The following is an 18,195-nucleotide window of genomic DNA, read 5'->3' as shown; positions in this document are numbered from 1 at the left end:
TCGGACGAGGAGCCCGAAGCGCCGCCCGCGCGCGACCATCGCGTCGCGCGAGCGCAAGGCTGCGTGCAGGACGGAGGGCGCGATGGCTTCCTATCTGGTGCTGTTCGGCTTCACGTCGAAGGGGATCGAGCAGATCAAGGGCAGCCCGGCCCGGGTCGAGGCCGCGAAGGAGACCGTCCGCAGCATGGGCGGGGAGGTGCGCGCCTTCTACGGGATCATGGGAAGCGCGCACGACACGCTGTTCATCGTCGACGCGCCGAACGACGAGGCGGTCGCGAGGATGGTCCTCGCCATCGCCGGGGCCGGGTTCGTCCGCACCGAGACCCACCGGCTCTTCACCGAGGACGAGTTCAGGAAGGTCGTCCGCTCCATCCCCTGAGCGTGACGGCGAGGTCACGGCGCGCGGGGAACCGCTGCCTGCGCCAGGCGGTCGGCGGCGCTTCGCCGGCGCCAGCTCGAGCCGCTCTAACCGACGCGCCAGCGCGCGATGGCGCGGGCGGAGCGGGAGAGCGGCAGCTCGAACCTCGCCACGTCGACGAGCGCGAGCCCGTTCGCCTCGCCGAGGGCGGCGAGCTGCGCCGGATCGACGTCGCGGCCGAGCATGGCGAACAGCGTCCCGCCCGGCGCGAGGTAGCGGACGCCGAGCGGCACCCACCGCTCCGGATCGGCGAGCGCGCGGGAGACCACCGCGTCGGCGCGGGGGAGCTTCTCCCGATCCGGATCGCCGTCGGCGCGGACGGCGAACGCGCGGACGGAGAGGTCGAGCTCGGCGGCGACCGCCTTCACGAACGCGACCTTCTTCGCCACCGAGTCGCAGCAGGTGACCTCGAGCCCCGGCCGCGCGCAGGCGAGCGGCACGCCCGGGAGCCCGGCGCCGGCGCCCACGTCGAGGAGCGTGCGCGCGCCGTCGAGGAGCGGGAGGAGGAGCAGGCTGTCGACGAGGTGCTTCTCGGCGACCTCGGCCGGATCGGTGATGGTGGTGAGGTTCACCTTCCGGTTCCAGGCGAGGAGCCGGTCGGCGTAGCGCTCGAGGAGCGGGAGCGCGGCGGCGGGGATGGACAGCGCGAAGGCCTCGATGCCGCGCCGCAGCGCCTCGTGGAAGGCGGGGTCCATCGCCGGCTACCTCTTCTTCGCGCCGCGCCGGCCGATCGCAGCCTCGACCTCGCTCCGGTGCTCGGCGAGGTAGGCGTCGACCTCGGCGTCCTGGAGCTCGAGGTCGCGCAGCACGCCCTCGTACACGAAGCGGAACCCGGCGGCGTACTCGCGGTCCTGGAGCTCGAAGGAGCGCCGGACCACAGCGGCCGAGAAGAGCCGCTCCGCCTTCGTGCGGGGACGCGCCACTACCGCTCGCCCCGTGCGGCCGGGATGACGAGCAGCTGCCGGAAGATTCCCTCACCCTCGCTGCGGGTGACGACGCCCTCGTGGTCGACGAGGGCGAGGTGGATCTGCCGGCGCTCGCGCGCGCTGATGGGCGCCACGGCGAGGACCTTGCCGGTGCGGATGGCGGTCGCGGCGAGCCGTTCCGCCATCGCCTTGACCGCCGGGTCGCCCTCCTGGGCGAACCCGCCCACCTCGAGGTTCACCCACTTGCGCCCCTCGGAGCGCGGGTTCACCACGCGGTTCACGAGGTACTGGATCGCCTCGACGAGCGCCGAGGAGAGCTCAAGCGCGTTCCCGGCGCGCGGGTTCAGGGCGACGCCGATCTGATCGGCCGTCTCCTTCACCTCGAGGTCCACCGCGGCGCCGAGCCGCTCGAGGAGCCCGGTGCAGAACTCCCGCGCCCGGGCGACCTTCTCCGGCGCCTCGGCGGGCGGCGGGCCTGCGGTCCCGTTCGTCTCGTCCATGGCTCCCCCGAGAGCTACCTGGCCTTCGCCGGCGCCGGCACGGCCGGCATGCGCCGCATCATCCACTGCTGCTGCGCGATGGACAGGAGGTTGTTCACGAAGATGTAGAGGGTGAGGCCCGCCGGCACGTTGATCATGAGGAGCGTGAAGAAGCCGGGCATGAAGTAGAGCATCATCTTCGCCTGCGCGTTGTCGGCCGGCTGCGGCGACAGCCGCTGCATGATGAACTGCGAGACGCCCATCGCGATCGGCAGGACGAAGAACGGGTCCTTGATCGTGAGGTCGTGGATCCAGAGGAACGGCTCGCGGTACAGCTCGACCGAGGTCTGGAGCGTCGCGTAGAGCGCGAACCAGATCGGGAGCTGGATCAGCATCGGCAGGCAGCCGCCGAGCGGGTTCACCTTGTGCTGCTGGTAGAGCTGCATCGTCGCGAGGTTCAGCTTCTCGCGGTCGCTGCCGAACTTCGCCTTGAGCTTCTCGATCTCGGGCTGCAGCTTCCGCATCTCGTTCATCGACTGCATCGACTTCGCGGTGAGCGGGTAGAGCAGGAGCTTCACGAGGAGCGTGAGGAGGATGATGGCCACGCCCCAGTTGCCGACCAGCCGCTCGAACCAGCGCATCACGTAGAGGAGCAGGCGCGCGAAGAACGCGAACGGGCGCGCCATCGCGCCGTAGTCGATGGCGCTCTCGAAGTTGCGGCCGTAGGCGCGGAGGTGGTCGAGGTCCTTCGGGCCGGAGTACACGGTGAGCGCGTACTTGCGGGCGCCGCCCTCGAACGGGAGGCGGAGCGCGGCGAGGGCGCTGCCCTTCTCCGTCCCCTTCGCGAAGATGCAGGTGCCGGCCGGCTCGGCCGGGAAGATCGCGGAGACGAAGTAGCCCTGGTCTAGGCCGGCCCAGGCCGCCGTCCCCTCCACCTTCTCGACCGCCTGGTCGCCGTCGACCTTGAAGCGCTCGGTCGTGGTGCCCGCGCGGCACACCGGGCGGATGAACTCGACCGGAGGCCCGGAGAAGAACCCGCCCGACTTCGTCGCGGGCGGCATGTGGCCGGGGTAGAGGATCACGATCCCCGCGCCGGAGGCGGCCGCGCCCTGCACCTCGAGATCGAGCGCGAGCTCGTGCGGCTTGCCGGTGAGGCGGTAGGTCTTCCGGACGGAGGCGTTCCCGGCGCGCCCCTCGAACGTCACCGAGCGCGCGTCCTTCGCCACGATCCGCATCGGCGCGCGGGCCGCCGGATCGCTCGCGGCGTCCTGGGCGCCGCCGAGCTCGGGCGAGGCGACCACCGCGAGCGGGTAGGGCTGATCCTTCGCCACCCGCACGAGGTCGATCTGCACGGGCTTGCCCTCGTGATCGCGGCGGAACTTCTCGCCCTCGAGCACGACCTCCTTGAGCGCGCCGCCATGGCTCGTGAGCACCACCTCGAACCCATCGCCGGTGAGCTTCACGAGCTCCTCGGGGGCGTTCTCCGGGACCGCCGGCGCGGCCGGCTGCGCCGGGGCAGGGGCGGCCGGCGCGGGCGCAGCCGGCGCGGTCTGGGCCGCCTCGGGCCGCTTCTGCGCGGCCGGCTTCGGCTTCTGCGACGGGAAGACGAACTGCCAGACGATGAGGACCGCCACGGAAAGGACGGTGGCGATGAGGACACGACGGTTCTCGGGACCCAAGGTTACCTCTCGGACTCCGGCACCGGATCGATGCCGCCGGGATGGAAGGGATGGCACTTGAGCAGACGCCGCGCCGCGAGCGCCGACCCCTTGAGCGCGCCGTGGCGCTCGAGGGCCGTCACCGCGTAGGCGGAGCAGCTCGGATAGAAGCGGCAGGAGGGCGGGAGCAGCGGCGACACGAGCCGCTGGTAGAGACGCACGAGGAGCACGAGGGCACCCCGGATCACGCGCTCCCCTTGGGTGCGAGCCGCACCCGCGCGGCGTCGAGCGCACGGCGGATCCCGTCCCTGCCCGCGGCGAGCACGCCCGCGCGAGCGATCACGACGAAATCCACCGCGGGCAGATCGCCCTGCATCGCGCGGAACTCCTCCCGCACCCAGCGCTTCACCCGGTTGCGCTCGACCGCGTTCGCGATCTTCGACGACACCGTGATCCCGATGCGCGGCCGGGCCCCGCCGGAGTCGAGCGACAGGACGAGCACGTCTCCGGCGTAGAGCCGCGTACCGCGCTGCTGGACGAGGAGGAATTCGCGGCGGCGGCGCAGACGCGCCGCCTTGGGTAGCTTCACCTGCAGTGCTACTTCTTCGGCGTGCTCGGCGTGAGGCGCTTGCGCCCCTTCGCGCGGCGACTCTTGATCACGTTCTGCCCGCCCGGCGAGCTCATGCGCTTCCTGAAACCGTGCGTGCGATTACGGCGCTGCTTCTTCGGCTGATATGTCCGCTTCATGGCGCGGCAACCTCCCCGATCAGCCGCGAGATGTCAAGGTTTCCAGAGACTTGGCCGGTTCCCGCGGATCCGTGCGCGATCCGTCACCGGCTCGCCGCGCGAAAAGCCCGTCCTTTCGCGAGCGAGGCACGACGCCCTTGATCCCCTCGGTGGACCTTGGCTAACTTCCGCCCCCACGCAACACGAGGCCGCCTGCACTCTCGCCCTCCGAGCGCCGAGTGAGCCGCCGTCCGGAAGCCCGGGCGTCGGAGGGGGGATCCTCGTTCCGTTGCGCGCACCTGGGGGGGCAGCAGCATGGACTCGCGCGCGAGCGCCAAGATGATCTCGCCGGCAGACGAGCTCTGGTCGCGCATCGACGCGTTCCTGCGCTCTAGGCTGCGCCCGGATCTGTACGACCGCTGGTTCGCCCCGCTCCGCCTCCTCTCGCTCGAGGGCAGCCGGCTGCAGGTCGCGGCGCCCGATCGCTTCCACCGCGACTTCGTCGAGGACAACTACCGCGCGTTCTTCGAGGAGTTCGTGCCCGCGATCGTCGGCCAGGCGGTGCAGATCGCCTTCGTCGTCGACGCGGCCCCGCGCCTCGCGCCGACGCCCTTGCCCCTGCCGGCCGGCCCGACGCTCACGCCGGTGCCGCGCGCAGGGGAGCCGGCCGACCCGCGCGACTCCCGGCCGAACCCGCGCTACACCTTCGACACCTTCGTCGTGGGCGAGTCGAACCGCTTCGCGTTCGCCGCCGCCCAGGCCGTCGCGGCGAACCCCGGCCACACCTGGAACCCGCTCTTCCTCCACGGCGACTCCGGCCTCGGCAAGACCCACCTCCTGCACGCCCTCGCCCACGCGATCCTGGACAAGCAGGGCGGCCGGGTCGCGATCGTCTCCTCCGAGCGCTACACCAACGACTTCGTCGCGGCCCTCTCCAAGGGGACCATGGACGAGTTCCGCCACAAGTACCGGGAGTGCGCCGCGCTGCTCGTCGACGACGTGCAGTTCCTCGCCGGGAAGGACAAGACCGCGGAGGAGTTCTTCCACACCTTCAACGAGCTCCACGATCACCACGTGCAGATCGTCCTCTCGAGCGATCGCAGCCCCAAGGAGCTGAAGGGGCTCGACGCCCGCCTCTGCTCGCGCTTCGAGTGGGGCATGCGCGTCCAGATCGAGGTGCCCGAGTTCGAGACCCGCGCCGCCATCCTCCAGAAGAAGGCGGAGGTCGAGTCGATCGACCTGCCCGGCGAGGTGACCCAGCTCCTCGCGAGCCACATCCGCTCGAACGTGCGCGAGCTCGAGGGCGCGCTCATGCGGCTCGCTGCCTTCGCCTCCTTGAAGAGCGAGCCCATCACCGTGCCGCTCGCGCGCGACGTGCTCGGCGACGTGATCCCGCCCGAGGGGTACAAGCCGCCCATCGAGCGCATCCAGGAGGCGGTCGCGGCGCACTACGGCCTCACCGTCGCGAAGCTCACGAGCGCCTCGCGCGAGCAGAAGATCGCCCAGCCGCGCCAGGTCGCGATGTACCTCTGCCGCGAGCTCGGCAAGGAGAAGTTCCAGTCCATCGCCGAGCGCTTCAACAAGAAGGACCACACCACCGTCATCGCGGCGGTGGAGCGCATCCGGTCGCTCATGGAGACGGAGGAGCCGGTCCGCTCCGCCGTGCAGGTCCTCACCGCGAAGCTCGCGCCCTGACCCGCGCGCTGCCCTCTCTACGCCGCTCCCGCCCTCGCGCAGGTCGCTCCACGGCGGCCTGCGCTCGCTTGCGTCCGCTCGAGGCCGCGCCCGCGCCGGCGCGCCTCGCTCCCGCCCTCGGCGCGGCATTGTGGATCATCTGTGGATCCAGCACCGATCCTCGTGGGGACGGGATGTGGGCGGCTGTTGACACCGTTTCTCGGCCCGCGCTACACAAACTCGACCCAAAGGGATCCGGAGAGTTTTCCAGGCCGAAAGCTCCAGGAGTTTCGCGGGTTCCGAGCTCTTTTCCACATACACTCGGCCCCTGCTGTTACTCCTAGATCAAAAGAAGAGGATCTTCCCATGGAACTGAAGATCGGAGTCGCTGAGCTCTCGAAGGCGCTCGGGCGCTCCCAGGGCATCGTGGAAAAGAAGAGCACGATGCCGATCCTCTCCCACGTCCTCCTCGAGGCGAAGAAGGGTCAGCTCGTCGTCTCCGCGACCGACCTCGACCTCGCCGTCTCGTCCGAGCACGACGAGAGCTGCGAGGTGCTGAAGGAGGGCGCCCTCGCCGTCTCCGCGCGCCACCTGTACGAGATCGTCCGCGCCCTGCCCGAGCAGCAGGTCACGCTCAAGCGGGCGAACAACAACTACCTCGAGGTGCGGAGCGGCCCCTCCGAGTTCCGCATCGTGGGCCTCCCCGCCGAGGACTTCCCGGCGCTGCCGCGCTTCGAGAAGGTGACCTTCGCGGACGTGAAGCCGGACGAGCTGCTCGAGATGATCGAGCGCACCTTCTTCGCCGTCTCGAACGACGAGACCCGCTACAACCTGAACGGCGTCTACTTCGAGCCCGGCCCCGAGCTGCTCCGCCTCGTCGCGACGGACGGTCATAGGCTCTCGCTCTCCGAGCGCGCGGTGAGCGGAACGTTCGGGCTGAAGCGCGGCGTGATCCTGCCGAAGAAGGGGCTCCAGGAGCTCCGCAAGCTCCTCGCCGAGGCGGTGGAGGGGGGCGAGGCGGGCGGCGAGACGAAGCTCGGCTTCGTCGAGAACAGCGCCATCTTCCACCGCAAGGGCGTCACCCTCTCGATGCGGCTCATCGAGGGGCTCTTCCCGGACTACCGGCAGGTCATCCCGAAGCAGGGGGAGAAGGTGGTGCGCATCGGCCGCGACCGCTTCCTCGAGACACTGCGCCGCATCTCGCTCCTCTCCACCGACAAGGCCCACGCGGTGAAGCTCGAGCTCTCGAAGGGCACGCTCCGGGTGCTCTCGCAGAACCCGGACCTCGGCGAGGCGAAGGAGGAGGTGCCGGTCGAGTACGAGGGCGAGCCGCTCAAGATCGGGTTCAACGCGCGCTACCTCATGGACGTGCTCGCGGTCGTGAAGAGCGCCGACGTGCAGCTCGAGCTCGCGGACGACCTCTCGCCAGGCGTGCTCCGCGGCGGCGACGAGAAGGACCAGGGCTTCACCGCGGTGGTGATGCCGATGCGGATCTGACGTCCCGTGTGAAGCTCCTCTCCCTCGCCGTAAAGGACTTCAGAAACCTCGCCGAGGTGGAGCTCGCGCCCTCGCCGCGCGCGACGGTGCTCCTCGGCGAGAACGGCCAGGGGAAGACGAACCTCCTCGAGGCCATCTACTTCCTCACCACGCTGAAGCCGCTCCGGGCGGCGCGGCTCGTGGAGCTCGTCCGCCACGGCGCCGAGAAGGGCGAGGTCGCGGGCGACTTCGACGGGCCGGGCGGGGTCCGTCGGGTGGCGGTGCAGGTCGCCGCGGGCGGCCGGATCGCGCTCCTCGACGGCAAGCCACAGGATCGGCTCGACGACTACTTCGAGGGGCTCGCCGCCGTGTGCTTCGCCCCGGACGACCTGCTGCTCGTGAAGGGCGGACCGGAGGGTCGCCGCCGCTTCCTCGATCGGGCCGCGTTCAACCGCTGGCCGGCCGTGCTGGGGGAGGCGCGCGACTACGTGCGGGCGCTGCGCGCCCGGAACGCGGCCCTGCGCGGCGGGGTCGCGGAGGTCGAGGCGAGCTTCCGCGCCCCGCTCGTGCGGGCCGGGGCGCGGCTCGTGCGGCGCCGGCAGGCGCTCGTCGACGAGCTCGCGCCGCGGGTGCGCGCCGCCTTCAGCGAGATCTCCGGCCCCGAGGCGCCGGACGCACGCTTCGCCTACCGGCCGGCGGCGGGCGTGCCCGGCGAGGGGAGCGAGGAGGAGGTGGCGGCGCGCCTCGACGCGGCCCTCGCGGCGCGGCTCGAGCGCGATCGGGAGCGCGGCTTCACCTCCGCCGGCCCCCACATGGACGAGCTGGTCCTCGCGCTCGACGGCCGCGGCGCGCGCGCCTACGCGAGCCAGGGGCAGCAGCGCGCGCTCGTGCTCGCCCTCAAGATCGCCGAGATCGAGAACCTGCGCGCGGCGCTCGGGCGCCCGCCGCTGCTCCTGCTCGACGACGTGTCATCCGAGCTCGATCCCGCCAAGAACCGCTACTTGCTCGCCTACCTGGCCGCGCTGCCGGCGCAGGCGTTCCTCACCTCCACCGACCGGCGCCTCATCGAGCCCGCGGCAGGTCCGGATACGACCTTCTATAGGGTGGAGCGCGGGGTGGTGACCCCGCTCGTTTCCTGAGTCGATCCGAAGACTTGGGTCGCAGAAGGGAACGTTGCCAGCAGCCGCCTTGCCTGCTATACCCCACTGTCTCGCCTAAGCTGCGGGAACCCTTCGGGGAAACGACGGAGGAACCCCACTGGAAACCGCCGAGAAGAGCCTCCAGCCGACGAACGGCTCGGAGGAGTACGGAACCGACACGATCAAGGTGCTCGAGGGCCTCGAGGCGGTCCGCAAGCGCCCCCACATGTACATCGGCGACGTCGGGGAGCGCGGGCTCCACCACCTCGTGTACGAGGTCGTCGACAACTCGGTCGACGAGGCGATGGCGGGGCGGGCGAGCGAGATCAACGTCACGATCCACGTCGACCGCTCGATCACCATCGTCGACAACGGCTCCGGCATCCCCATCGGCCCTCATCCCACGGTGAAGGGGATGGACACGCTCGACGTGGTGCTCACGAAGCTCCACGCCGGCGGCAAGTTCGAGTCGAACGCGTACAAGGTGTCGGGCGGCCTCCACGGCGTCGGCGTCACCTGCGTGAACGCGCTCTCGGAGTGGCTCAAGGCGGAGGTCTACCGCGACGGCAAGGTCTGGCAGCAGCGCTACGAGCGCGGCACGCCGGCCGGCAAGGTCACCGCGGTCGGCGAGACGCAGCGGCGCGGCACGAAGATCAGCTTCAAGCCGGACGCGACCATCTTCGAGGTGACCGAGTTCTCGTTCGAGACGCTCTCCGGGCGGCTCCGCGAGCTCGCCTTCCTGAACGCCGGCCTCAAGATCAGCATCGAGGACGAGCGGAGCGGCAAGAAGCACGAGTTCCTGTTCAAGGACGGCATCCGCGAGTTCGTGGCGTACCTGAACAAGAGCCGCGACGTCCTGTTCCAGCCCCCCATCTCGCTCCGCCAGGAGGTGGAGACCGATCGCGGCGCGGCGGTCGTCGAGATCGCCCTGCAGTGGAACGACGGCTACGACGAGAAGGTCTTCGCCTTCGCGAACAACATCCACAACCACGAGGGCGGCACCCACCTCATCGGCTTCAAGACCGCGCTCACCCGCACGATCAACGCGTACGGGCAGAAGAACAACCTCTTCAAGGACCTGAAGGACGAGCTGCCTTCCGGCGACGACATGCGCGAGGGGCTCGCGGCGGTGATCTCCATCCGCCTGCCCGGGGCGAGCTTCGAGGGGCAGACGAAGACGAAGCTCTCGAACACCGAGGCGAAGAGCATGGTCGAGACCATGCTCAACGAGCGGCTCGGCGCGTTCCTGGAGGAGAACCCCAACGTCGCGAAGCGGATCTGCGGCAAGGTGGCGGAGGCGACCCGGGCGCGCATCGCCGCGCGCAAGGCGCGCGAGACGGTGCGCCGCAAGGGCGCGCTCGACGGCGCCTCGCTCCCGGGGAAGCTCGCCGACTGTCAGTCCAAGGATCCGCGCGAGTCCGAGATCTTCCTCGTGGAGGGCGACTCCGCAGGCGGCTCGGCGAAGCAGGGGCGCGACCGGCGCATCCAGGCCATCCTCCCCCTGCGCGGCAAGATCCTGAACGTCGAGAAGGCGCGCTTCGACAAGATGCTCTCGTCGGCCGAGATCGCGACGATGATCACCGCGCTCGGCACCGGCATCGGGCCGGAGGAGTACGACGCCGGCAAGATCCGCTACCACAAGATCGTCATCATGACGGACGCGGACGTCGACGGCTCGCACATCCGGACGCTCCTCCTCACCTTCTTCTTCCGGCAGATGCCGGAGCTCGTGGAGAGGGGCTACCTCTACATCGCGCAGCCGCCGCTCTACCGCGTGCAGAAGGGCAAGAAGGAGAGCTACCTCAAGGACGAGACGGCGCTCGACGAGTTCCTGCTCCAGCTCGGCACGGACAAGGCGAAGCTCGTCTCCGGCGAGACCGTCGTCGAGGGGCGCGACCTGAAGCGGCTCGCGCAGGAGGCGATCGCCTACCGCGCGCTCCTCGCCCGGGTCGACCGCCGCCGCGACAGCCGCATCGTCGACGCGGCGATCCAGCTCGGCGATCTCGACCTCGACCTCCTGAAGCACCACGAGAAGGTGAAGGAGCAGGTCCAGCGGATCTACGACCGGGCGCAGAAGCTCCATCCCGAGCTCGAGGTGCGCCTCGCCAAGATCGAGCGCGACGAGGAGCACGGCTGCGACGCGCTCGTGTTCCAGACCACCATGTCGGGCGCGACCCGCACGACGCGCATCGACTTCGACTATCTGTCCGGCCCGGACTGGGGCGAGCTCGCCGCCCTGTACGCGGCGGTGAGGGAGATCGGCCCCGGGCCGCACCGGCTGCAGACCGGGGACGGCGACGAGGAGGTGGACGACGTCTTCGCCGCGGTGGAGGCGCTCAAGAAGAGCGCCACGGCGGGCCAGACCATCCAGCGTTACAAGGGGCTCGGCGAGATGAACCCCGAGCAGCTCTGGGAGACGACGATGGATCCCACCCGCCGCACGCTCCTGCAGGTCCGCGTCGACGACACCGTCGAGGCGGACGAGGTCTTCAGCGTGCTCATGGGCGACGCGGTCGAGCCGCGCCGCGAGTTCATCGAGAAGCACGCCCTCGACGTGCAGAACCTCGACATCTGACCCAAGCCGCCCGCGCGCGCGAGCCTCTGGGCAGCGCAGCGCGGGCGATCACCAAGGACCCCGCGATGCCCCGCGCCGCCTTCGCCGCCCTCGGCACCTTCGTCCCCGACCGCGTCGTCACGAACGAGGAGCTCACCCGCCGCATGGAGACGTCCGACGCCTGGATCCAGGAGCGGACCGGGATCCGGGAGCGGCGCTGGGTGCGCGAGGGGACCGAGAACTCGGACCTGGCCTTCGAGGCGACGAAGCGCGCGCTCGACAAGGCGGGGTGGAAGGCGAGCGACATCGAGGCGATCATCTACGCCTCCCTCTCGCCCGACCACATGTTCCCGGGCGACGGCTGCTTCCTCAACGCGAAGCTGGGCATCCCGGGAGTGCCGGCGCTCGACGTGCGCAACCAGTGCTCGGGCTTCCTGTACGGGCTCTCGGTCGCGGACGCCTGGATCCGCGCCGGCGTGTACCGGCGCGTCCTGCTCGTCGGCTCGGAGATCCACTCGACCGGCCTCGACGTGTCCACGCGCGGCCGGGACGTGGCGGTGATCTTCGGCGACGGCGCGGGCGCGGCCCTGCTCGAGGCCACCGACGAGCCGGGCCGCGGGGTGCTGTCCGTGCACCTCCACGCCGACGGGCGCTACGCGAAGGAGCTCTGGACCGACGCGCCCGGCTCCAAGTACCACCCGCGCGTCCAGGTCGCGCACATCGAGTCCGGCGCGATCTACCCGCACATGGAGGGGCAGAAGGTCTTCAAGCACGCCATCTCCAAGATGCCGGAGGTGGTGCGCGCCGCGCTCGACCGGAACGGGCTCACGACGAAGGACCTGAAGGTGCTCGTGCCGCACCAGGCGAACCTGCGCATCGCGCAGATGGTGCAGCGCAGCCTCGAGCTCGAGGACGCCCAGGTCTTCAACAACATCCAGAAGTACGGGAACACCACCGCCGGCTCGATCCCCATCGCGCTCGCCGAGGCCGTGGAGGAGCGGGGCGTGAAGCGCGGCGACCTCGTGGGGCTCTGCGCGTTCGGGGCGGGTTTCACCTGGGGGAGTGCCCTGGTACGCTGGTAGGTCGCTGCCGCGCGGGTGGAGGGGCCCGCGTCGACGAGAGGAACCCGCGCCGGGGGAGCGCAGCGAGGAAAAGCAGGCCGCCCGTGCGTCGCAACGATTCTGAGGCGTCGTCCAACGGCAGGACTGCGGACTTTGGATCCGCGTATGAAGGTTCGAATCCTTCCGCCTCAGCCAACTCCGGCCCAAGGCCCGGCAGCGCGCGCGCGGAGCTGAAGGCGCTCGCGCGCCCGAGCCACGTGCTCCTCGTGCCCCTCGGCGAGGTGGGCTCGAAGCTCGTCGCCGAGGCGAGCCACGCGCTGCGCGACGTGCTCGGGATCGCGGCGAAGGCCGGCCCCTCGCTCGACCGCCCGCGCTACGCGTTCAACGAGGCGCGCGGCCAGTACCACGCGACCTCGATCCTCCGCCGGCTCGCCTCGCTGCGCTCGGGCGGGAGCGGGCCCGTCCCGGTGGTGGGGATCACCGACGTCGACCTGTTCCTGCCCGACGCGCCCTACGTGATCGGCGACGCCGATCGCGACGCGGGCGCGGCGATCTTCTCGCTCGCGCGGCTCTCGCACGGCGAGCCGGGGGAGGTCCGGCGCCGCGCGCAGGTCGAGACCGTCCACGCGACCGGCCACCTCCTCGGCCTCTCGCACTGCACGGACTACCACTGCGCCATGTTCGTCTCGCGCGACGCCGCCGACTCCGACCGCAAGGGACCGGGCCTGTGCGCGAGCTGCCGGGCGGCGCTCGGCGCGGAGGAGTGAGGCCTCGCGGTGCTGCGGCTCTGCCAGACGGCGGGGGCGAGCTGCGGCGCGTGCTGCGGGCTCTACAACAGCCACGACCTCTCCCGCGAAGGCCTGCGCGCGGAGCTCTCCCGGCGCACCCGCGCGCTCGCCCGCGTCCCGCGTACCCCGGCCGCGTTCCGCGCCGCGGCGGCGGCGCTCGCCGAGGGCGCGCCCACGCCGCTCTTCCCCTCGGTGCGGATCTGCCCGCTGCTCGGCTTCCTCGACGCGGAGGAGACGCGCGTCGGCTGCCTCGCCCATCCGCTCGCGACGGGCGGCGCCGACCTGCGCGACTGCGGCGCGTACGACGTCGTCACCTGCGACGCGTTCCTCTGCCCGAGCCACGCCTGGCTGTCGGAGGAGGAGGCGGCGCTCCTCGCTCGCGCCCTCGCGGGCGACTTTCACCTCTACGGGCTCGTGGTCACCGACGTTCCGTTCCTGCGCGCGGCGCTCGCCGGCGTCGCGACGCGCACGGGGACGCAGGTGGAGCTCCGCCACCTCGAGCACGCTCCCTTCCGCGCCGCGCTGCGCCGGCTCCTCGCCCTGAAGGAGGAGCTCGCCCCCGGCTCGGAGGGGCTCTTCGGCGCGTTCCGGCCGGGCAACGACGGCGAGCCCCTGCCGCGCCGGATCGACTACGACGCCCTCGGCGCCGCGCCGTCGCCCTACGACGAGATCCTCACCTGCGTGGGCGCCGATCCGCGCTCCGGGAACGATCTCGAGTCGTTCGAGGGCGAGGTGGCGCGCCGGCTCGATGCGGCGGCGGCGGCGTTCCCGCGCCCCGCCGGCCGATGATCCTGCTGTCGAAGGGGTCGCGGCGGGCGGTTCCTTCACGCTCTCTCAGCAGAGGAAGCCCGCGCGGCGCGCGACGTCGCGGATGGCGTCGGCGATCGGGCCGGGCGCCTCCTCCTGCGGGTAGTGGCCGGCGGGGAGGCGCGTCACGCTCGCCTGGGGGAGCGCCGAGGCGACCCCGCGGAGCGCGCGGCCGAGCACCGGATCGCGCTCGCCCCACACGATCGCGGCCGGGCCGTCGAACGCGCTCGCGACGGCGAGCGCGCGCTCGAGGCCCGAGACGGAGGGGTGATCGGGGCGGAGCGGGACCATGCGGGCGAGCGCGAGGGGCGCGACGCGATCGCGGAGGCGGCGGAGCGGCCAGCGGTAGCCGCGCGCGACGTCGCCGCGGATCGAGCGGCGGTCGGCCTGGGCGAGGTGGAGCGCGTTCTGCGGGAAGCCGAGGAGCCGGAAGAGGAGCGCGGGGAGGACGGGCAGGTTCGCGAGCCGGTGGAACGCGGTCTTGCGCGCGCCCGGGCGCGGCGGGCCCACGCCGGTGTTGGTGACGACGAGGCCGGCGAGCCGGCCCGGCCGAGCGGCGAGCGCGGCGAGGCCGATGGGGCCGCCCCAGTCGTGCACGACGAGGACGAAGCGGCCGGGCGCCACGGCGTCGAGGAGGGCGCCCATCACGCGGGCGTGGTTCTCGAGCGTGTGGAAGCGCGGGTCGCGCGGCTTCTCGGAGAGACCGAGGCCGGGGAGGTCGGGCATCACCAGCCGGAGCGGCGCGTCCCGGAGCAGGAGGGCCACCTCGCGCCAGAGAAAGCTCCAGGTCGGGTTCCCGTGGAGGAGCACGACGGTGGGCGCGCCGGCGGGGCCCGACTCAACGACGTGGAGGGCGAGCCCGCCCGCGGCGACCGTCGAGCGCTCGAAGGGGAGCGCCCGGGCGAGGAAGGGCGGGAGCGGCGGGGCCGGGAGCCGCTCCACCATCCCCCTACCCTTCGCGCGGCGCGCGTGCGGCGGGGAGCCCGAGCGCGACGATCTCGGCGACGTCCATGACCTTGAGCTTCTCCTCGCGGCCGGTCTCGTTCACGCCGTCCTTCATCATGGTGAGGCAGAACGGGCAGCCGGTGGCGATGACGCCGCCCGTCTCGCCGAGCGTCCGCGCCGCCTCGTCCACCCGGTTCTGGTTCACCCGCGTGCCGAGCTTCTCCTCGAGCCAGAAGCGGCCACCGCCCGCGCCGCAGCAGAAGCCTTGCCGCCGGTTGCGCTCCATCTCGACGAGCTTCACGCCCGCGACCGCGCCGAGCGCCTCGCGGGGCGCCTCGGTGACGCCGTTCCAGCGGGCGAGGTAGCACGGATCGTGGAAGGTGACGGGCCCCAGCCCCTCCGCCGCTCCGGGCGTGAGCTTCCCCTCGGCGACCAGCTTCGCGATGAGCTCGGCGTGGTGCACGACCTCGTAGCGGCCGCCGAACTGCGGCAGCTCGTTCTTGATGGTGTTGAGGCAGTGCGGGCACTGGACGAGGATCTTCTTCACGCCGTAGCCGTTCAGCGTGTCGACGTTCGCCTGGGCCTGCAGCTGGAACAGGTACTCGTTGCCGAGCCGGCGGGCCGCCTCGCCGTTGCAGGTCTCCTCCTCGCCGAGGATGGCGAACGAGACCTTCGCCTCGCGGAGGATCCGCACGATCGCCCGTGAGACCTTCTTCTGGCGGTCGTCGAACGCACCCGCGCAGCCCACGAAGAACAGGTACTCGAACGGCTCGCCGGCCGCGGCGCGCGGCACGTCGAGGTCCTCGCACCACTCGGTGCGCTTGTTCGAGCCGATGCCCCAGGGGTTCCCCTGCGTCTCGATCCCCTTGAACACGCGCGCCGCCTCGTCCGGGAAGGCAGACTCGACGAGCACCTGCTGCCGGCGCATGTCCACGAGGCGCGGGATGTTCTCGATGAGCACCGGGCAGGCGGTCTCGCACCAGCCGCAGGTGGTGCAGGCCCAGAACGTCTCCGGGGGGATGACCGAGGTGATGGGCGGGAGCGCGCCGAGCGCGGCCTCGCGAGCGGCCGGATCCTTCGCGCGGGCCGCGGCGGTGAGCTGGGGGGCGACCTCGCCGAGGTGGTGCCGGATCGACCGGTTCACCTCCTTGTGCGAGAGCGGCTTGCCGGTGACGTAGGTCGGGCAGTGCGTCTGGCAGCGGCCGCACTCGGTGCAGCTGTAGACGTCCCACGCCTCCTTCCACGACAGGTCCTTCACCGTCGCGGTCCCGAAGCTCGCGTCCTCCGCCTCGAGCTCGAGCTTGCGGAGCGCGACAGCCGGGGGAAGCCGCGCGAAGAACACGTTCGGCAGGCCGGTGATGATGTGGAAGTGCTTCCCGAACGGGAGCACGTTCAGGAACAGGAGGATGATGGCGAGGTGCAGCCAGAAGGCGAGGGCGCCGAGCGCCTGCGCCTGGCCGGGCGCGAGCGGCGCGAGGAGCGCGCGGCCGAGCGCGCCGGCCGGTCCCCACGCGGAGCCGGGCGCGCCGCGCGCGAGGAGCTCCGCCCCCTCGAACAGGAGGTCCGTCACCATGAGGCCGGCGATGAAGAGCAGGATCACGACGCCCTCGGTCGAGAGCGTCACCCGGTCCGGCTTCGTGACGAGCCGCCGCCAGAGGAAGCCCGCGACGCCGACGAGCGCCGCGAGCACGACGAGGTCCTTCACGAAGCCGTAGACGAGGCCGAGCGGGGCCTCGGGCGCGAGGAGCGGCAGGTGGAACCCCTCCGCGAAGCCCATCCCGAAGAGCGTCACCGTGCGGAGCGCGAGCACGAGGAACGCCGCGAAGATGACGACGTGGAGGAGGCCGGGACCGCGCTCCTCCGGATCGACGAGCCGCTTCTGGCCGAGGCCGTAGCGCAGCAGCGTCGCGAGCCGCTCGCCGGTCCGCGAGATCCGGTCGTCGCGCCGGAGCGCGAGGAGCGGCGCGAGCCTCCGGAGCATCGTGAACGCGAAGAACGCGAGCGCGAAGACGAGCATCGCGGCCGTGAGGAGGGGGCTCATGACGCGGCACGCTATCACCCCGACCGGGCCCGGCAAGTTGCCGCAGAGGTCACGGCCGGGGCGGAAAGGCGGCGCGCCGAGACGCGAAGAGGCCGCCCGCGGACGGGCGGCCTCCGGGTGTTCTCGCACTTCACCGCCGCAGGGCGGGAAGCGCCGGGACGGCCTCAGCGCCGGCCGTTGCCGCGCCCGTTGTTCTCGTCGTCGTCGTTCTTCTTCTCGCCACCCTGACCCTTGCCGTTGCCGTTGCCGCGGGGACCGGCGCGATCCGGACGGCCGTTCGGGGCGGGTGCGGGCGTGGCCTGGCCGGGCGGCGTCCCGCCGTGGCCGGGGGCGGCGCCGCTGTTGCCGGGCGAGGAAGGCGCGGGCGCGGAGGGCGGCGGCTGCGTCGGCGCGGGCGGGGCGGCGCGACCGGGCGGCGTGCCGTGGTCGCGGTCATCGTCGCCGCGTCCGGGCCGGCTCGCCGGCGGGTAACGGCTCGGCGTCTGCGGGTACGTCGGCGACGGGGTGGCCTGGCCGGGCGGCGTGCCGCCGTGGCCCGGCGGAAGGTTGCCGTGGCCGGGGGCGTCGTCGCGGCCGGGCCGATCCGGGGTCGGGTACGGCGCAGGAGGTGGCGTCTGCGGATAGGGAGCCGGCGACGGGGAGGCGTGACCGGGCGGCGTGCCGCCGTGGCCGGGCGGGAGGTTGCCGTGACCGGGGGCGTCGTCGGAGTGACCGGGGCGATCCGGCGGCGGGTACGGGGGATAGGTCGGAGCGGGCGCGGGGGCGGGAGCCGGAGCCGGCGCGGGTCGCGGGGGCGGGTACGAAGGCGAGGGATAGGGAGCCGGGCGCGGCGCCGGGCGGGTGTCGGGGTAGCCGGGGCGCGGCGCCGGGCGCGCCTCACCGTAGTCGGGGTAGGCGGGACGGCGATCGTCGTAGGCCGGAGCCGGACGCGGCGCCGGGCGCCGGGCCGGCGCGACCGTCGGCCAGTAGTTCTGCGGCGGCGGGCGGTTCGGACGCCACCCGCCGCGGAAGACGTAGCCGCGCCCCCGGTTCCACGCGAAGTCCGGCCCGTCGGGCGGGAGGTACTCGTGCGTGTGAGGACCGCGCGCGTAGCACCAGCCGCGGCCGGGCACCGGGTGACCGCCGTAGTACGAGAACACGTACGGACCGCGGTAGGAGTAGGCCCCGTCGTAGACGTCGTAGTCGTCGAGGCGCTCGGGGGCGTAGTCGTGGCGGTGCGGTCCCTCCGCGTAGCACCAGCCGCCGCCGAACGCCTCGGGCACGAAGTGCTGGCCGTCGTACCAGACCACCTGGGCGCGGGGCGGCGCTGGAGCCGGCATGGGCGGGGGCGAGTAGACCGTCCGGCTCTCCACGGCGGGGACGATGCACCCCGAGGCGAGGGCGGTGACGGCGACGAGGAGGAGGCGCTTCATCGGGGACTCCTTCGCGAGGGCTCGCTCGATCGACGCGCGACGGGCGTCCGCATTCACCGGGGCGCCTCGCGGACCCCGCGGCGAGCGTAAA

18 protein-coding genes and 1 tRNA gene are annotated in these 18,195 nt (G+C 72.1%); 9 read left to right on the top strand and 10 right to left on the bottom strand.

Annotated features, from left to right (window positions below; translation table 11 throughout):
* Positions 1-82: 82 nt before the first annotated feature.
* Positions 83-379: a GYD domain-containing protein gene (locus tag MNY62_RS11040; protein ID WP_242344211.1), complete on the top strand. Its 297-nt coding sequence runs from the start codon at positions 83-85 to the stop codon at positions 377-379.
* Positions 380-465: 86 nt separating this feature from the next.
* Here MNY62_RS11040 and rsmG read toward each other — a convergent pair whose 3' ends face one another.
* The 7 genes from rsmG to rpmH are packed head-to-tail and all read right to left on the bottom strand — an operon-like array spanning position 466 to position 4,228.
* Entirely contained in the window at positions 466-1,113 is a 648-nt protein-coding gene (gene rsmG / locus MNY62_RS11035; RefSeq protein WP_242344210.1) for a 16S rRNA (guanine(527)-N(7))-methyltransferase RsmG, read from the bottom strand.
* 6 nt (positions 1,114-1,119) lie between these two features.
* Positions 1,120-1,341, bottom strand: a complete 222-nt coding sequence (locus MNY62_RS11030; protein WP_242344209.1) for a hypothetical protein — start codon at positions 1,339-1,341, stop codon at positions 1,120-1,122.
* The gene (locus MNY62_RS11025) at positions 1,341-1,844 is read right to left on the bottom strand and encodes a Jag family protein (protein WP_242344208.1); all 504 of its coding nucleotides are present in this window, start codon (positions 1,842-1,844) and stop codon (positions 1,341-1,343) included. The genes MNY62_RS11030 and MNY62_RS11025 overlap by 1 nt, the downstream gene beginning before the upstream one ends.
* A 14-nt stretch (positions 1,845-1,858) precedes the next feature.
* Positions 1,859-3,502 (bottom strand): membrane protein insertase YidC, encoded by a 1,644-nt coding sequence (gene yidC / locus MNY62_RS11020; protein WP_242344207.1) that lies wholly within the window; start codon positions 3,500-3,502, stop codon positions 1,859-1,861.
* Between the two features lie 2 nt (positions 3,503-3,504).
* On the bottom strand, positions 3,505-3,729 hold the full coding sequence (yidD, locus tag MNY62_RS11015) for a membrane protein insertion efficiency factor YidD (RefSeq protein ID WP_242344206.1): 225 nt from the start codon (positions 3,727-3,729) through the stop codon (positions 3,505-3,507).
* The gene (rnpA, locus tag MNY62_RS11010; protein WP_242344205.1) at positions 3,726-4,070 is read right to left on the bottom strand and encodes a ribonuclease P protein component; all 345 of its coding nucleotides are present in this window, start codon (positions 4,068-4,070) and stop codon (positions 3,726-3,728) included. Before rnpA ends, yidD begins: the two co-directional genes overlap by 4 nt.
* Positions 4,071-4,078: 8 nt before the next feature.
* Positions 4,079-4,228 carry a 50S ribosomal protein L34 gene (gene rpmH, locus MNY62_RS11005; protein ID WP_242334129.1) on the bottom strand — a complete coding sequence of 50 codons (150 nt, stop codon included), beginning with the start codon at positions 4,226-4,228 and terminating at the stop codon, positions 4,079-4,081.
* A 294-nt stretch (positions 4,229-4,522) separates the two neighbouring features.
* On the opposite strand from rpmH, the gene dnaA reads away from it, so the two are divergent.
* From dnaA to MNY62_RS10965, 8 genes are all read left to right on the top strand, one after another.
* Entirely contained in the window at positions 4,523-5,902 is a 1,380-nt protein-coding gene (dnaA, locus tag MNY62_RS11000; protein WP_242344204.1) for a chromosomal replication initiator protein DnaA, read from the top strand.
* A gap of 345 nt (positions 5,903-6,247) precedes the next feature.
* On the top strand, positions 6,248-7,378 hold the full coding sequence (gene dnaN, locus MNY62_RS10995; RefSeq protein ID WP_242344203.1) for a DNA polymerase III subunit beta: 1,131 nt from the start codon (positions 6,248-6,250) through the stop codon (positions 7,376-7,378).
* A gap of 8 nt (positions 7,379-7,386) precedes the next feature.
* On the top strand, positions 7,387-8,496 hold the full coding sequence (gene recF / locus MNY62_RS10990) for a DNA replication/repair protein RecF (protein ID WP_242344202.1): 1,110 nt from the start codon (positions 7,387-7,389) through the stop codon (positions 8,494-8,496).
* 187 nt (positions 8,497-8,683) lie between these two features.
* The gene (gyrB, locus tag MNY62_RS10985) at positions 8,684-11,071 is read left to right on the top strand and encodes a DNA topoisomerase (ATP-hydrolyzing) subunit B (protein ID WP_242344201.1); all 2,388 of its coding nucleotides are present in this window, start codon (positions 8,684-8,686) and stop codon (positions 11,069-11,071) included.
* A 65-nt stretch (positions 11,072-11,136) separates the two neighbouring features.
* A complete protein-coding gene (locus MNY62_RS10980; RefSeq protein WP_242344200.1) occupies positions 11,137-12,132 on the top strand; it encodes a 3-oxoacyl-ACP synthase III family protein in 996 nt (331 codons plus the stop codon).
* A 100-nt stretch (positions 12,133-12,232) separates the two neighbouring features.
* Positions 12,233-12,306: transfer RNA gene (locus MNY62_RS10975), tRNA-Gln, on the top strand.
* Between the two features lie 62 nt (positions 12,307-12,368).
* A complete protein-coding gene (locus tag MNY62_RS10970; protein ID WP_242344199.1) occupies positions 12,369-12,878 on the top strand; it encodes an archaemetzincin in 510 nt (169 codons plus the stop codon).
* 9 nt (positions 12,879-12,887) lie between these two features.
* The gene (locus tag MNY62_RS10965; RefSeq protein ID WP_242344198.1) at positions 12,888-13,688 is read left to right on the top strand and encodes a hypothetical protein; all 801 of its coding nucleotides are present in this window, start codon (positions 12,888-12,890) and stop codon (positions 13,686-13,688) included.
* Between the two features lie 45 nt (positions 13,689-13,733).
* Here MNY62_RS10965 and MNY62_RS10960 read toward each other — a convergent pair whose 3' ends face one another.
* The 3 genes from MNY62_RS10960 to MNY62_RS10950 all read right to left on the bottom strand — a co-directional run bounded on the left by MNY62_RS10960 (position 13,734) and on the right by MNY62_RS10950 (position 18,104).
* Complete coding sequence (locus MNY62_RS10960) at positions 13,734-14,651, bottom strand: alpha/beta fold hydrolase (protein ID WP_242344197.1); 918 nt, start codon at positions 14,649-14,651, stop codon at positions 13,734-13,736.
* 4 nt (positions 14,652-14,655) lie between these two features.
* Positions 14,656-16,692: a heterodisulfide reductase-related iron-sulfur binding cluster gene (locus MNY62_RS10955; protein WP_242344196.1), complete on the bottom strand. Its 2,037-nt coding sequence runs from the start codon at positions 16,690-16,692 to the stop codon at positions 14,656-14,658.
* Positions 16,693-16,856: 164 nt separating this feature from the next.
* Positions 16,857-18,104: a glycoside hydrolase family 71/99 protein gene (locus MNY62_RS10950; RefSeq protein WP_242344254.1), complete on the bottom strand. Its 1,248-nt coding sequence runs from the start codon at positions 18,102-18,104 to the stop codon at positions 16,857-16,859.
* Positions 18,105-18,195: the final 91 nt, after the last annotated feature.

It is taken from the genome of Anaeromyxobacter terrae, assembly GCF_022690685.1.
GTDB classification, from domain to species: domain Bacteria; phylum Myxococcota; class Myxococcia; order Myxococcales; family Anaeromyxobacteraceae; genus Anaeromyxobacter; species Anaeromyxobacter terrae.
Note: the sequence above shows the minus strand (reverse complement) of the source record. Positions and strands in the feature narration are given on the sequence as shown.